The organism is Streptococcus gordonii, assembly GCF_001553855.1.
Classification (GTDB): domain Bacteria; phylum Bacillota; class Bacilli; order Lactobacillales; family Streptococcaceae; genus Streptococcus; species Streptococcus gordonii.
The window spans coordinates 25,791-39,155 of record NZ_LQWV01000023.1; the positions used below are offsets into that span (position 1 = coordinate 25,791).

Consider the following 13,365-nt stretch of genomic DNA (forward strand, 5'->3'; position numbering starts at 1 on the left):
ATACTGACCAACCTCTTTTTGAACTTAATAATTTAAATATTCATTAATATCTTGTTTTTCAATCTCTTTGCCATATTCGCAGACAGGGCAGAGTACATAATATTTTCTACCATAAGGGATGAGAGGAATCCAGTAGAGGGAAAATTTCCGACCTGTTTCAATAAGATCCCAAGGAGCAGTTTGTTGACAGTTTCCACATTGGATAGCAGACTGAGTATGTCCTAGTTCTTTTTTATAGCCTTTGTAACCCCAAATAATCATATGAATTTATTCCTTTCTTAGTTAAACTAGAGGATTATTTTTTAAAGTTGTAATCCTTGATCACTTCGATCTTTTGAATCTTGATCTCGTTTTTAGGTTTATTGTTTTCATCAGTTTCGCTTTCGGCAATCTTATCAACAATATCCATGCCGTCTATGACTTGGCCGAAGACTGTATAATCACCATCTAAAGAAGGATTTCCACCTTTCTTGTATGCCTTAATAATCTGAGCTGGATATTTGCTTTCAGATAATTTGCTTGAGCTGTCTGTCTGGTTTTGGTTGATAAAGAATTGACTGCCGTTAGTATTATCAGATGCTGCATTGGCCATAGATAGAGCCCCGCGGAGGTTATATAGGTAGGCAGAAGTTTCATTCTTAAAGCCTTTTCCTGTGTCAATTTTTTGATTCTTTCCATACCATATTGACTCCCCACCTGTACCGTTTCCTTTAGGGTCACCACCTTGAATCATGAAGCCTTTGATGACGCGGTGGAAGATAACTCCATCATAATAGCCTTCTTTGGCATGAGTTAGAAAATTTTCAACTGCTAGAGGTGCATATTTGGGAAAGAGTTTGAGAGTGATGTCACCAGCTGTCGTTACGATTTTAACTTTCGCTTCATCTTTGGCAACTTTGGTTGATAGTTGAGGGAAGTTGGCATTCTTATTTGTCAATGCTTCCTTGATTTCAGCTTCTTTTTTGCTGGCTTCAGCACTGCTTGCACTAGCTGCTAGGCTAGAGTCTACATATTCATCACCCCGCAAGACACGTTGGATACTAGTACAGCCTGCTAACAAAAGGCTAGCTGATAGACCCAAAATAATTATTTTTTTCATCATGATCCTTTCTGAAATAGAAACTACTCACATTTTACTATAAAGATCAACGATTTTCAAATCTTGTTAAAAAAGAAAGGATCCTTACTTGCAAAGCTTTTGGTCTGAAAGGAAGATGAGGGAAGTCAGAAAGGTTGATCCACCTAGCTTCATATAGGTTTTGAGAATGACTGCGTTCCTTTTCCTCACCACCTATCGTTAAGTTTTCTAAGCCCGTATAGATTGTCCAGAAATAAATGTGTTGATTATCGTCAGAGTCATAAGTGAAGGCAGGTTTTAGGTCTTCTGACTTAAAAATAAGCTGGACTTCTTCTTTGATTTCTCTTATAGCAGCTTCGATTGGACTCTCACTCTCCTCAATTTGCCCACCTGAAAGGACGTAGTAGTGTTGTCCATTTTTATATCGATAAATGGTCAGAATGCTATTTAGTTTGGGATGATAGATAAGAACGCCAGCTCTCATAAGCAACCCCTTAATTTTTCTATTCATCAAGTTTAACAAAATAATGTTTAGAATACTAGATTAGAAACGTATTAACGAAAAAGTTGCGATTGTGAAATCTAGCTAATCACTAGGGCCTTTATTTAGTTGGTCATAATTTTTGTTTTATTCCTAAAATCTTTCTGACGCTATCTAGGGAAGGACAAGGTGAGAATTTTGATGAAAGCGACAAGAGTCTAATTAGAATCTAATGTAAGGCGATGAGATGCTAGTTCTTATCTTTACCTGAAAGGTTGTGCATACAAGAAGATTATGGTAAAATGAAAAAAATAAAAATTAATAGGAGCACTTTCCATGGAGAAAAGACTTACACGAGATACTAAGAATCAAAAAATTGCTGGTGTTTGTGCTGGTTTAGCTAAATATTTCAACGTAGATCCTACACTTGTTCGCGTACTGTGGATTATTTCAGTGTGTGCTCTTGGAACAGGGGTTCTTGCTTATGCAGTTTGCTGGTTCGTTATGCCAGAAGAGGGAGCAACCCAAGACTAAAAGAAGACTTGATCTTTTAAAATCCCAAGCCAGCTAAGCTGGTTTTTTTCTTTTCGTAAGAATTATTAAAGGTGAAGATTAAGTGTGTCAAAGCGTAAAATTTATCGTTTCTTGTCTATAGTTATTGTGGTATAATAAAGGTTATGGCAAATAGTAAAAATACGAAAAAAGGCCGAACAACACGTCGGCCAACAAAAGCAGAATTAGAAAGACAAAGAGCTATTAAAAGGATGTTACTGAGTTTTGGCTTGGCCTTCATTCTTCTTTTTGCTGCCTTAAAACTAGGTGTTTTTGGGGTGACTATTTACAATCTGATTCGATTAGTGGTTGGTAGCTTGGCATACTTAGCAATTGTAGCGACTTTGATTTATCTTTTCTTTTTCAAATGGTTAAGCAAGCGCGAAGGTCTGATTTCAGGTTTTATTAGCATTTTTGTTGGTTTACTTTTAATCTATCAAGCTTACTTTGTAGATGTCTTATCACTCAAAGGTCAAGTCTTGTCCAGCACTTTAGCCAGAATTTTTTCTGATTTAACTGCATTTAAAGTTAGTTCATTTGCTGGTGGTGGTTTATTAGGATCACTCTTGCACTTACCCATCTCTTTTCTCTTTTCAAATTTTGGTTCTTACTTTATTGGTATTCTCTTTATTTTAGTAGGTGCTCTACTAATCAGTCCTTGGACCATTTACGATATTTCTGAAAAGCTGGTTGAAACATTCCACCGTCTTAGTGAAAAACGTGAAGAAAAGCGACAACAGCGTTTTATTGAAAAAGAAGAACAGGCTGCTTTAGAGGCAATGCAGGCGATTGAAGTGGAGCAAGAAGGACCTGAAGTCGATTTGGAAACAGGCGAAATTTTGGATGATGAAAATCATGTAAGAACTCCCGTTGTCATTGAAGAAGAGGGATATGAAGATTTAGGAGAATTTGAACTAGAAGAAGTTCAAGATTTAAAAATTCAGCAGGAGTCAGAAGAAGCAGACGCGGACACAGATGTTGAGGTAGACTTCACAGCCAAAGAAAGTTTGGATTATAAGCTACCGACCATTAACCTCTTTGCGCCTGATAAACCAAAGAATCAGTCTAAAGAGAAGCGGATTGTTCGTGAAAACATCAAGATCTTGGAAGAAACTTTTGCTAGCTTTGGCATCAAGGCCACTGTTGAGCGGGCTGAAATCGGCCCTTCCGTCACCAAGTACGAGGTCAAGCCAGCTGTTGGTGTTCGGGTCAATCGGATTTCCAATCTGGCTGATGACTTGGCTCTTGCCCTAGCTGCAAAGGATGTACGGATTGAGGCACCAATTCCTGGGAAATCCCTGGTCGGGATTGAAGTGCCCAATTCTGAAGTTGCGACCGTGACTTTCCGAGAACTTTGGGAACAGTCGAAGACGGATGCCAGCAAGCTCCTAGAAATCCCACTTGGGAAGGCTGTCAACGGCTCTGTCCGCTCCTTTGACCTGGCTAAGATGCCTCACCTCTTGGTAGCGGGCTCTACTGGATCGGGTAAATCTGTGGCTGTCAACGGCATTATCGCCAGCATTCTCATGAAGGCTAGACCCGATGAAGTCAAGTTTATGATGGTGGATCCTAAGATGGTGGAGCTGTCCGTTTATAATGACATTCCCCACTTGCTTATCCCTGTTGTGACCAATCCTCGCAAGGCCAGTCGTGCCTTGCAGAAGGTTGTGGATGAGATGGAAAATCGTTATGAACTCTTCTCTAAGGTCGGTGCCCGTAATATTGCTGGCTACAATGCTAAAGTAGCCGAGTACAATGCCCAATCAGAATACAAGCAGGTGCCCCTACCTTTAATCGTCGTCATCGTGGATGAGCTGGCTGACCTTATGATGGTAGCCAGCAAAGAAGTAGAAGATGCTATTATTCGTCTGGGACAAAAGGCGCGTGCGGCTGGAATTCACATGATTCTGGCTACCCAGCGACCATCAGTAGATGTTATCTCCGGTCTGATCAAGGCCAATGTGCCATCTCGGATTGCCTTTGCTGTATCCAGCGGGACAGATAGTCGTACCATTCTAGATGAAAATGGAGCAGAGAAGCTCTTGGGGCGTGGGGATATGCTCTTTAAGCCCATTGATGAAAACCATCCGGTTCGTCTGCAGGGCTCCTTTATCTCAGATGAAGATGTTGAGCGAATCGTAGCCTTTGTCAAGAACCAAGCTGAAGCGGATTATGACGATAGCTTTGATCCCGGTGAAGTATCTGAAAGCGATATGGAGTCTGGCGGTGGCGCTGATGAAGGTGATCCGCTCTTTGAAGAAGCCAAGGCCTTGGTTATCGAAACTCAGAAGGCCAGCGCTTCTATGATCCAGCGGCGCCTCTCGGTCGGCTTTAACCGAGCTACACGTCTTATGGAAGAACTTGAAGCAGCGGGCGTTATCGGTCCAGCCGAAGGCACCAAGCCGAGAAAAGTTTTGCAGACAAATTAATTCTAATTTCACTAGTCTGCTAGCAAGATAATCATTTGATAAAAACAAATCTGCCAGCAGTCAGCCGGCAGATTTTCTCTACTCACTCAACGGAAAGGAAAAGAAGGTATGAAACTGGACACTATTCACCACATAGCCATCATTGGTCATGACTATGCCAAGACCAGGGAGTTTTATGTAGACAAGCTGGGCTTTGAGCAGCTGGATGAGCACCACCGGCCAGACAAGCAGGATATTCTCTTTAATATCCGCAAGGGAAATCTAACTCTAGAGATTTTCATCAAGAAAGAAGCACCCAAGCGGCCAGCCTTGCCGCATCCTGAGCATACAGGTCTGCGGCACCTGGCCTTCCGAGTGACAAATGTCGAAGAATGCTTAGCGGAATTTGACCGTTTGGAGATTCCCCATACAGAGTTGCGCTATGACGACTTCGACGGCCGTAGGATGGCTTTCTTCTTTGATCCGGATGGTCTGCCTCTGGAAATTCACGAATGAAAATGTAATTCTATTTTACAAGGGCAATTTTAAATATCCATACTTCAGCCTAAAGTCTGAAGAAATGTTGCCCTGTTTTTGCTACAATAAGTAAAGCAAAATCAATAAGGAAAACTCTATGCATCAGAATCAATTTCAAGGACTTAGTCAAGCTCAAGTTGAAGAACGTCGCCAAAAAGGTCTGACTAATCAGGTTACCATCTCTACAGAAAGAACAACCTGGCAGATTGTTCGGTCCAATATTTTCACCTATTTTAATTTTATTTTTCTTGTATTGGCTATTCTTTTGGTTGTAGTTCAGTCATGGAATAATCTCCTCTTTGTTCCTATCGTTGTCATTAATTCTTTGATTGGGATTTTTCAGGAATTGAGAGCTAGAAAAGTTCTCAACCAAATGAAATTCTTACATACTTTCTCAGCAAATGTGATTCGAGATGGGAATGAGCAAATAGTTTCAGTTGAAGAACTTGTTCAGGACGATGTGGTTAAATTTTCTGCTGGGAATCAGATTTATGCCGATGGACAAATTCTCTCAGGAAGCTTGAAAGTAAATGAATCCCAGCTGACGGGTGAGGCTGATGAGATTGAAAAAAATCCGGGAGATGAGGTCCTGTCTGGTAGCTTCGTAGTTGCTGGTCAAGCCTATGCTCGACTGGACAAAGTAGGAGACCAGGCTTACATAAACCAGCTAGCTAAAGAAGCCAAAGAAATAAGCGGTGTAGAAGAATCCAAGATGGTTCATGCTGTCAATCGCCTAGTGCAGATCATTGGGATATTGATTATTCCTTTAGGACTCTTGCTTTTCTTCCGCAGTTTTATCAGTAATCAAGAAACTCTGCAAGTCAGTGTGACTTCAACAGTCGGTGCTATTGTGGGAATGATTCCGGAGGGACTCTATCTCCTGATGACGCTTGCCCTAGTTTTGGGGGCTGTTCGCCTAGCCAAACAGAAAGTTCTTCTAAACAGTATGAAGGGTATTGAGACTCTGTCGCGTGTTGATGTTCTTTGTGTAGATAAAACAGGGACTATTACAGAAAATGAAATGGCTGTTAGCCAGTTGCTTCCAGTAGGGGATCAAAAAGAAGTTGCCTTGGAAGCACTGGGTCAATATCTTGAGGCTAGCCAGGACGCCAATGATACAATTGAGACCATGCGAGCTTATCCTGGGATAAAAAAAAGTGGACAAGCCTGGTCCATTAAACGGCAGTATCCGTTTAGCTCTAAAAATAAATATGCAGCAGTATCTTTTGACCAAGGGACCTTTGTTTTAGGAGCTCCAGAGTATGTCCTTCGACAAGATTTGGAACATTATCAATCTTATTTTCAAGATGCAGCAGAAGAAGGGAGCCGAGTGCTAGTTTTTGGACTCTATGAGGGCTCAAACTTAGAAGCTAGCTTGGAGGCCCCTGTTAGTCCGCTTCTGTTTATCCTTTTGGAAAATCCTGTTCGAGAAAATGCTGCTGAAACTTTTTCGTATTTTGAAAGACAAGGTGTGACAGTTAAGGTTATCTCAGGAGATAATCCAATTACTGTCGCCGCAGTTGCTAAGAAGGCAAAGATTCCTCATGCAGAAAACTATATCGATGCTAGAAGCTTGGATTCGGATGAAAAGATCATTCAAGCTGCAGAAACACATACAGTATTTGGTAGGGTCAGTCCAGAGCAGAAGCAAAAATTGATTCAGGCATTACAAGGTCAAGGCCATAATGTTGCCATGACAGGAGACGGTGTTAATGATATTCTTGCTATGAAAAAGGCTGATTGTAGCATTGCGATGGAATCTGGGAATGATGCAACCAAGCAGATAGCGCAAGTGGTTTTGCTGGACTCAGATTTCTCCCATATGCCCCACATCGTTGCAGAAGGAAGACGGGTGGTTAATAATATCCAACGTTCAGCCAGTCTTTTTCTAGTTAAAAATATATTTTCTATCTTATTAGCGCTGACTTCGACCATATTTGCCTTCACATATCCTTTGCAAGCTTCGCAGATGTCCCTGATCAGTGGTTTTACAATTGGGATACCCGGATTCTTGCTGGCTTTAGAGTCCAATAAGGCACGGATTAGAGGACGCTTTTTAGAGACGGTTTTGAAAAATGCCTTGCCTGCTGCAATTGTAGATTATCTAGCGGTTTTAGTGGCAGTATATTGTGGTCATTGGCTTGGACTTTCTCCTAAGGAAATCAGTACAAGTTCGATCATCTTGCTAGCGGTGGTCGGTTTTACAATCATGTATAAACTCATAAGACCACTGAATCGGATTAAGATGGGAATTATGCTCCTCAATATAGCAGGTATTAGTCTAGCAGCTTTGCTCTTACCTCGCATCTTTAATTTGAGTGGCCTATCAATCGCAGCGATTCTAATGACTGTCTTGCTTTCGTTACTTTTGGAAAGACTGATATGGTTCTTCCAGTTTTTAACTAACAAGGCAGTAGCTCTGTACAAAAAACGTAAATAAAATGAAGTTGGAAAATCCCAACTTCATTTTATTTTGCTAAAAAGAGGCCAATGACCATCGCTAGGTATAAAAAGAATGTCAACATAAAGCCAGCTCGCCAAAAAAATTTCAAAAATTTTGGATAGTAGAAAGTCTGCTTTTTCTTGAGAAAATAGACCGTAATTCCGATTGCCAAGGCAGATAAAGCCAAGACCAGCTGTGGCAACATGCTATGGTAGTATGCTCGGTCAGAAATAATATAGAATTCCAAAAAGAACATTGGGAAGGCTAGATCTGCAAAGTTAAGACCAAAGCGTTTTAAACGTAAAAATTTAATTAAAATAATAGATAAAGCAATAGTTAAAAAAATAAATAAAACAGCAGCAATTCTTAATAACATCATAGCTATATTTTATCACAAAAAAAGTTAAAAAAGAAGAGAATTATTCTTGCATTTTCAATTCTTTAGTGTATAATAGAAAGGTATGCGATAAGCATGCTTGTGGGAGGTAATGCTCAAGTTTTATTGAGTAAATTCTACCGCCTAACCACAAAGGAGGATTTAAAATGGCTAAAAAAGTCGAAAAACTTGTAAAATTGCAAATCCCTGCTGGTAAAGCTACTCCAGCTCCACCAGTTGGTCCTGCGCTTGGTCAAGCCGGTATCAACATCATGGGATTCACTAAAGAGTTCAACGCTCGTACAGCTGATCAAGCTGGTATGATCATCCCAGTTGTTATCTCAGTATACGAAGACAAATCATTTACTTTCGTTACTAAAACTCCACCAGCTGCTGTTCTTTTGAAAAAAGCTGCAGGTGTTGAAAAAGGTTCAGGTACACCTAACAAAACAAAAGTTGCAACTGTTACTCGTGCACAAGTACAACAAATTGCTGAAACTAAGATGCCAGATTTGAACGCAGCAAACATTGAGTCTGCAATGCGTATGATCGAAGGTACTGCTCGTTCTATGGGATTCACTGTTACTGACTAATTGTAATAATCCTATTTGCCCGCAATACACTTGATCATGAGACGAGTGACGTGGGAGATGAAAATCGATATGACCACATTACAAGGAGAAAGATAAAATGGCTAAAAAAAGCAAACAACTTCGTGCTGCTCTTGAAAAAATCGACAGCACAAAAGCATACAGCGTAGAAGAAGCTGTAGCTCTTGCAAAAGAAACTAACTTTGCAAAATTTGACGCAACTGTAGAAGTTGCATACAACTTGAACATCGACGTTAAAAAAGCTGACCAACAAATCCGTGGTGCAATGGTATTGCCACACGGTACTGGTAAAACAGCTCGCGTTCTTGTTTTCGCACGTGGTGCTAAAGCAGAAGAAGCAAAAGCTGCTGGTGCAGACTTCGTTGGTGAAGATGACCTCGTTGCTAAAATCAACGACGGTTGGTTGGACTTCGATGTAGTTATCGCTACACCTGACATGATGGCTCTTGTTGGACGTCTTGGACGTGTCCTTGGACCTCGTAACTTGATGCCAAACCCTAAAACTGGTACTGTAACTATGGATGTTGCTAAAGCAGTTGAAGAATCTAAAGGTGGTAAAATCACTTACCGTGCGGACCGTGCAGGTATCGTACAAGCTATCATCGGTAAAGTTTCATTTGATGCTGATAAATTGGCTGAAAACTTCAAAGCTTTCAACGAAGTTATCCAAAAAGCAAAACCTGCTACAGCTAAAGGAACTTACGTAACTAGCTTGACAATCACAACTACTCAAGGACCTGGTATCAAGGTTGATGTAAACTCACTTTAAAAATAATAAGAAACTCTGGTTCTGCCAGAGTTTTTTTCTGGAGAAAAATCAAAATATTTTACTTGGTGCATGAAAGTTTATTCAAATTTTAACAATGTTAGCAGACTAAGTGTATAAGAGAGGCCAAGAAATATCATGCTAAAACTGGCTGTTCCCCCAATAAGCCTAGTTACAAGTCCAGATAAACATGATATAATATGGTGAAACAATTTATTTATATAAAAAGGAGACGATGCGATGAAAAAAGATCAGAATCAGCTTACTTGGCTGATGGTGTCCCTGATTGCCTTTAACATGGTATGGGGGCTTGGAAATGTCGTCAATAACTATTCCCAGCAGGGAATCTCTGTTATTGTTTCCTGGATTCTTATCCTAGCTCTATACTTCATTCCTTATGCTCTGATTGTAGGACAACTGGGTTCTACATTTAAGGAAAGTGGTGGCGGTGTCAGTGACTGGGTTGAGAAGACTTCTACCAAGCGCTTGGCTTATTTTGCTGCTTGGACCTATTGGGTAGTGCATATTCCCTACTTGGCGCAAAAGCCTCAAGGAGTTTTGATTCCGCTTGGTTGGGCTCTTCAAGGGAATGGTGATTTTTTAAGTAGCCTCGACATTCATTGGATTGTGATTTTGAGTTTGCTAATTTTCGGAGCCTTTCTCTATTTGTCTACCAAGGGACTTTCTACCCTCAAGGTAATTGGTGGTCTAGCTGGAAGTGCTATGCTCATCATGTCTATCCTTTTTGTTCTTTTAGCTGTAGGTGCGCCTTTTATCAAGCCTGATATGCAATTTGCAACGGCTAATATGGATAAGCTTAGTACCTATATTCCTAATTTTGACTTTTCATATTTTACAACAATTTCTCTCTTGGTCTTTGCGGTCGGTGGAGCTGAGAAAATTTCTCCTTACGTTAACCAAACCCGCAATCCCGCAAAGGAATTTCCAAAAGGAATGATTGTCATGGCTGTTATGGTTGGGGCTTCTGCTATTTTGGGGTCTCTAGCTATGGGGATGCTATTTGATGGAAGTAATATTCCAGACGATTTGATGCGTAATGGTGCTTACCAAGCCTTCCAAAAACTTGGAAATTACTGGGGTGTAGGTAATCTTTTGGTTGTAATTTACGCCTTGACAAATATGGTCGGACAAATTGCTGCTCTGGCTTTCTCTATCGATGCGCCTCTGCAGATTTTACTTAATAATGCTGATGCTGAATTTGTTCCAAGCTGGTTGCGTAAACGCACTTCAAAAGGTGTATTGATTAATGGTTATATCTTAACAGGGATTTTGGTGAGTCTCTTGATTATCCTGCCAATCTTTGGAATAAAAGAAATTGATGGTTTGGTTAAATGGATGACCAATCTCAACTCCATCGTTATGCCGATGCGTTATCTCTGGGTTTTCCTTGCCTATATGTTGTTAAACAAGGCTTGGAAGAAGTACAAAAATGCGGAATATAAATTAACAAAGAATCCTAAAGTTGGCTTTGTTATTGGAGCTTGGTGCTTCCTCTTTACTGCTTTCGCTTGTATTCTGGGGATGGTTCCAAAAGTGGATTATGCTCAAGATCCAGCTGGTTGGAAATTCTCTCTCTTAACCAATGTTTTAACTCCTCTTGTTCTGATTAGTTTGGGAATTATTTTGCCTTTACTAGCTAAGCGAGAGAAAAGACAAGCTCGTCGGCAAGAAATCGCTGAAAAATAAATTAAGTAATATATAAATCGGTCCTATCTTATGATAGGGCTGATTTTAATAGAGACAGATAGCTCATAATCAAGATGAGCAGCAGAGTAGTGAATATTTTATACTTAAATTTGGATGAGTAGAGAAGATGTTAAGGTATCTTATTGCAATCAAAGCAAAAACTGATGAAAGCTCTGTTTACTTATGGATTGTTTGAATTAAACAAGCGAATTCGCTATAATGAAGATACTATAATAAGACTAGCAAATAGAGGAAAGATGAATCAGATGAAAAGTATTGTTTTAGCAGGAGATTATGGCTATATTCGTCAAATTGAGACAACTATCAAGTCTTTATGTTGCTATCATGAAGGTCTGCTTATCTATGTTTTTAATCAAGATATACCACAAGAATGGTTCATTAATACTCGAAAAAAAGTAAAAGGGACAGGAAATAATCTACTTGATATCAAGCTTTTACGAGATGATTTAAGGATGAAGTGGGAAGAATCAACCTACTCTCATATTAACTACATGGCCTATGCTCGCTATTTTATTCCAGAATATGTGAAGGATGATCGAGCTCTTTACCTTGATTGTGACTTGGTTGTCACTCAGAACTTAGATCACTTGTTTGATTTGGATCTGGAAGATTACTATATTGCAGCAGTAAGAGCTACCTTTGGTTTGGGGATTGGATTTAATTCTGGTGTCATGCTCCTAAATAACAAGCGTTGGCGAAAGGAAAATATTTCTCAACAATTAGTTGAGTTGACTGACAGGGAAATTGAAAGGGTTTTAGAAGGAGATCAGAGTATTTTAAATATGCTCTTTGAGGAGCAGTACTTAGAGCTAGAGGATAGCTATAATTTCCAAATTGGTTTTGATATGGGAGCCGCTCAGTATGGGCATGATTTTGTCTTCGACATTCCTCTGTCTCCTCTGCCAGCTATTGTTCACTATATTTCCGCTCTAAAACCATGGAACCTTCTAACAAATATGAGACTGAGGGAAGTTTGGTGGTTTTATAATGACCTTGATTGGACGGCTATCATTGCGAGCAAGACACTTAAAGGTATAGAAAAGCATGGTCAAGATCTAGACCAAGTCTACAAGAAAGAATTATTGACCTTGACCAATAGTGACTCTTTGGAGCGCATCAAAGAATTGATTCAAGCTTTGCCAGATTGTCTTTTCCATATCGCCGCTTACTCAGATATGTCAGATCGTTTGATCAGTCTTTTGTCTTACGAGAATGTTCGCCTGCACCGCTTGGTTCTACCGATTCCGTTGAAGCAGTTAGGTGTGGCTTGCGATCTTTATCTAGACATTAATCATGACCACAAGTTTCTAGATTTTTTGGAGATGATTGAAAAACAAGGAAAGCCGATTTTTGCTTTTGAGACTACTCAGACAGAAGGAATTACGGAAAGAATTTTTGCTACTGACAAATACCAAGAAATGATAGAAGCTATTCGCCAATATCCTTCTTAAGGAAAAAATCATCTAACATATTTGTTTATCTCTTGAATTAAGCTAGTCTTATCCTCTGACAAGGCTGCTTTTTCTTTGCAACTGATTGAGCAGAATATCGATTTATCAAAAAAGAAAATTTTAAAAGATTTAACTATATAAAAATCATAAAATGTGGTAAAATAGTACAGATAAAATAAGGAGTGTAAAAATGGTAGAACCCAAGTATAAACGTATTCTAATCAAGTTGTCCGGCGAAGCTCTTGCTGGTGACAAAGGTGTTGGTATCAATATTCAGACCGTTCAAAAAATGGCTGAAGAGATCAAGGAAGTTCACGATTTAGGAATTGAAATTGCTCTTGTTATCGGTGGTGGCAATCTCTGGCGTGGAGAACCAGCTGCCGAAGCTGGAATGGATCGTGTACAAGCTGACTATACTGGTATGTTGGGGACTGTTATGAATGCTTTGGTCATGGCTGATTCTCTACAGAGAGTTGGGGTTGATACTCGCGTTCAGACTGCAATTGCTATGCAACAAGTTGCAGAGCCGTACATTCGAGGTCGTGCACTCCGTCATTTGCAAAAGGGACGTATTGTTATTTTTGGAGCTGGTATTGGGTCACCCTACTTTTCAACCGATACAACAGCTGCCCTTCGTGCTGCAGAAATTGAAGCAGATGCAATTTTGATGGCTAAGAATGGTGTTGATGGGGTCTACAATGCGGATCCTAAGAAAGATAAGACTGCTGTTAAGTTTGACGAATTGACCCACCGCGATGTCATCAGCAAGGGATTGCGAATCATGGATTCTACAGCTTCTACTCTTTCTATGGACAACGATATCGATTTGGTTGTCTTTAACATGAATGAAGCTGGAAATATCAAACGTGTTGTCTTTGGAGAGCAAATCGGGACAACAGTATCAAATAATTTATAAGAAATTGGAGATAAAAAA

13 protein-coding genes are annotated in these 13,365 nt (G+C 39.9%); 9 read left to right on the top strand and 4 right to left on the bottom strand.

Annotation, left to right across the window (positions count from 1 at the left end; translation table 11 throughout):
• Positions 1 to 24: 24 nt before the first annotated feature.
• Genes AWH02_RS06140 through AWH02_RS06150 form a run of 3 tightly spaced genes read right to left on the bottom strand, consistent with a single transcriptional unit; the run spans position 25 to position 1,562 of the window.
• On the bottom strand, positions 25 to 261 hold the full coding sequence (locus AWH02_RS06140) for a zinc-ribbon domain-containing protein (RefSeq protein ID WP_008809403.1): 237 nt from the start codon (positions 259 to 261) through the stop codon (positions 25 to 27).
• A 34-nt stretch (positions 262 to 295) separates the two neighbouring features.
• The gene (locus AWH02_RS06145; protein WP_060553336.1) at positions 296 to 1,099 is read right to left on the bottom strand and encodes a peptidylprolyl isomerase; all 804 of its coding nucleotides are present in this window, start codon (positions 1,097 to 1,099) and stop codon (positions 296 to 298) included.
• A gap of 46 nt (positions 1,100 to 1,145) precedes the next feature.
• Positions 1,146 to 1,562, bottom strand: a complete 417-nt coding sequence (locus AWH02_RS06150) for an NUDIX domain-containing protein (protein WP_060553337.1) — start codon at positions 1,560 to 1,562, stop codon at positions 1,146 to 1,148.
• Positions 1,563 to 1,895: 333 nt separating this feature from the next.
• On the opposite strand from AWH02_RS06150, the gene AWH02_RS06155 reads away from it, so the two are divergent.
• From AWH02_RS06155 to AWH02_RS06170, 4 genes are all read left to right on the top strand, one after another.
• Complete coding sequence (locus tag AWH02_RS06155; protein ID WP_060553338.1) at positions 1,896 to 2,093, top strand: PspC domain-containing protein; 198 nt, start codon at positions 1,896 to 1,898, stop codon at positions 2,091 to 2,093.
• Positions 2,094 to 2,236: 143 nt separating this feature from the next.
• Positions 2,237 to 4,540 (top strand): DNA translocase FtsK, encoded by a 2,304-nt coding sequence (locus AWH02_RS06160; RefSeq protein WP_060553339.1) that lies wholly within the window; start codon positions 2,237 to 2,239, stop codon positions 4,538 to 4,540.
• Positions 4,541 to 4,648: 108 nt separating this feature from the next.
• The gene (gene gloA2 / locus AWH02_RS06165; protein ID WP_060553340.1) at positions 4,649 to 5,035 is read left to right on the top strand and encodes an SMU1112c/YaeR family gloxylase I-like metalloprotein; all 387 of its coding nucleotides are present in this window, start codon (positions 4,649 to 4,651) and stop codon (positions 5,033 to 5,035) included.
• Between the two features lie 118 nt (positions 5,036 to 5,153).
• Positions 5,154 to 7,496 (top strand): HAD-IC family P-type ATPase, encoded by a 2,343-nt coding sequence (locus AWH02_RS06170; RefSeq protein ID WP_060553341.1) that lies wholly within the window; start codon positions 5,154 to 5,156, stop codon positions 7,494 to 7,496.
• A 28-nt stretch (positions 7,497 to 7,524) separates the two neighbouring features.
• On the opposite strand, the gene AWH02_RS06175 is transcribed toward AWH02_RS06170, so the two are convergent.
• Positions 7,525 to 7,878, bottom strand: coding sequence for a DUF3397 domain-containing protein (locus AWH02_RS06175; RefSeq protein WP_041789729.1), 354 nt, complete (start codon positions 7,876 to 7,878; stop codon positions 7,525 to 7,527).
• A gap of 164 nt (positions 7,879 to 8,042) precedes the next feature.
• Here AWH02_RS06175 and rplK point away from each other — a divergent pair, with 164 nt between their 5' ends.
• From rplK to pyrH, 5 genes are all read left to right on the top strand, one after another.
• A complete protein-coding gene (gene rplK / locus AWH02_RS06180) occupies positions 8,043 to 8,468 on the top strand; it encodes a 50S ribosomal protein L11 (RefSeq protein ID WP_008809395.1) in 426 nt (141 codons plus the stop codon).
• 97 nt (positions 8,469 to 8,565) lie between these two features.
• Positions 8,566 to 9,255: a 50S ribosomal protein L1 gene (gene rplA / locus AWH02_RS06185; RefSeq protein WP_012130534.1), complete on the top strand. Its 690-nt coding sequence runs from the start codon at positions 8,566 to 8,568 to the stop codon at positions 9,253 to 9,255.
• A 237-nt stretch (positions 9,256 to 9,492) separates the two neighbouring features.
• Positions 9,493 to 10,959, top strand: a complete 1,467-nt coding sequence (locus tag AWH02_RS06190; RefSeq protein ID WP_060553342.1) for an APC family permease — start codon at positions 9,493 to 9,495, stop codon at positions 10,957 to 10,959.
• 257 nt (positions 10,960 to 11,216) lie between these two features.
• Positions 11,217 to 12,431 carry a glycosyltransferase family 8 protein gene (locus tag AWH02_RS06195; RefSeq protein WP_060553343.1) on the top strand — a complete coding sequence of 405 codons (1,215 nt, stop codon included), beginning with the start codon at positions 11,217 to 11,219 and terminating at the stop codon, positions 12,429 to 12,431.
• 190 nt (positions 12,432 to 12,621) lie between these two features.
• Positions 12,622 to 13,347, top strand: coding sequence for a UMP kinase (gene pyrH, locus AWH02_RS06200; RefSeq protein ID WP_008809391.1), 726 nt, complete (start codon positions 12,622 to 12,624; stop codon positions 13,345 to 13,347).
• Positions 13,348 to 13,365 lie beyond the last annotated feature (18 nt).

What these genes read in the sequence shown, in the direction of transcription:
- AWH02_RS06140 (WP_008809403.1), bottom strand. Translation starts at nt 261, where the DNA reads ATGATTATTTGGGGTTACAAAGGCTATAAAAAAGAACTAGGACATACT.
- AWH02_RS06145 (WP_060553336.1), bottom strand. Translation starts at nt 1,099, where the DNA reads ATGAAAAAAATAATTATTTTGGGTCTATCAGCTAGCCTTTTGTTAGCA.
- AWH02_RS06150 (WP_060553337.1), bottom strand. Translation starts at nt 1,562, where the DNA reads ATGAGAGCTGGCGTTCTTATCTATCATCCCAAACTAAATAGCATTCTG.
- AWH02_RS06155 (WP_060553338.1), top strand. Translation starts at nt 1,896, where the DNA reads ATGGAGAAAAGACTTACACGAGATACTAAGAATCAAAAAATTGCTGGT.
- AWH02_RS06160 (WP_060553339.1), top strand. Translation starts at nt 2,237, where the DNA reads ATGGCAAATAGTAAAAATACGAAAAAAGGCCGAACAACACGTCGGCCA.
- gloA2 (WP_060553340.1), top strand. Translation starts at nt 4,649, where the DNA reads ATGAAACTGGACACTATTCACCACATAGCCATCATTGGTCATGACTAT.
- AWH02_RS06170 (WP_060553341.1), top strand. Translation starts at nt 5,154, where the DNA reads ATGCATCAGAATCAATTTCAAGGACTTAGTCAAGCTCAAGTTGAAGAA.
- AWH02_RS06175 (WP_041789729.1), bottom strand. Translation starts at nt 7,878, where the DNA reads ATGATGTTATTAAGAATTGCTGCTGTTTTATTTATTTTTTTAACTATT.
- rplK (WP_008809395.1), top strand. Translation starts at nt 8,043, where the DNA reads ATGGCTAAAAAAGTCGAAAAACTTGTAAAATTGCAAATCCCTGCTGGT.
- rplA (WP_012130534.1), top strand. Translation starts at nt 8,566, where the DNA reads ATGGCTAAAAAAAGCAAACAACTTCGTGCTGCTCTTGAAAAAATCGAC.
- AWH02_RS06190 (WP_060553342.1), top strand. Translation starts at nt 9,493, where the DNA reads ATGAAAAAAGATCAGAATCAGCTTACTTGGCTGATGGTGTCCCTGATT.
- AWH02_RS06195 (WP_060553343.1), top strand. Translation starts at nt 11,217, where the DNA reads ATGAATCAGATGAAAAGTATTGTTTTAGCAGGAGATTATGGCTATATT.
- pyrH (WP_008809391.1), top strand. Translation starts at nt 12,622, where the DNA reads ATGGTAGAACCCAAGTATAAACGTATTCTAATCAAGTTGTCCGGCGAA.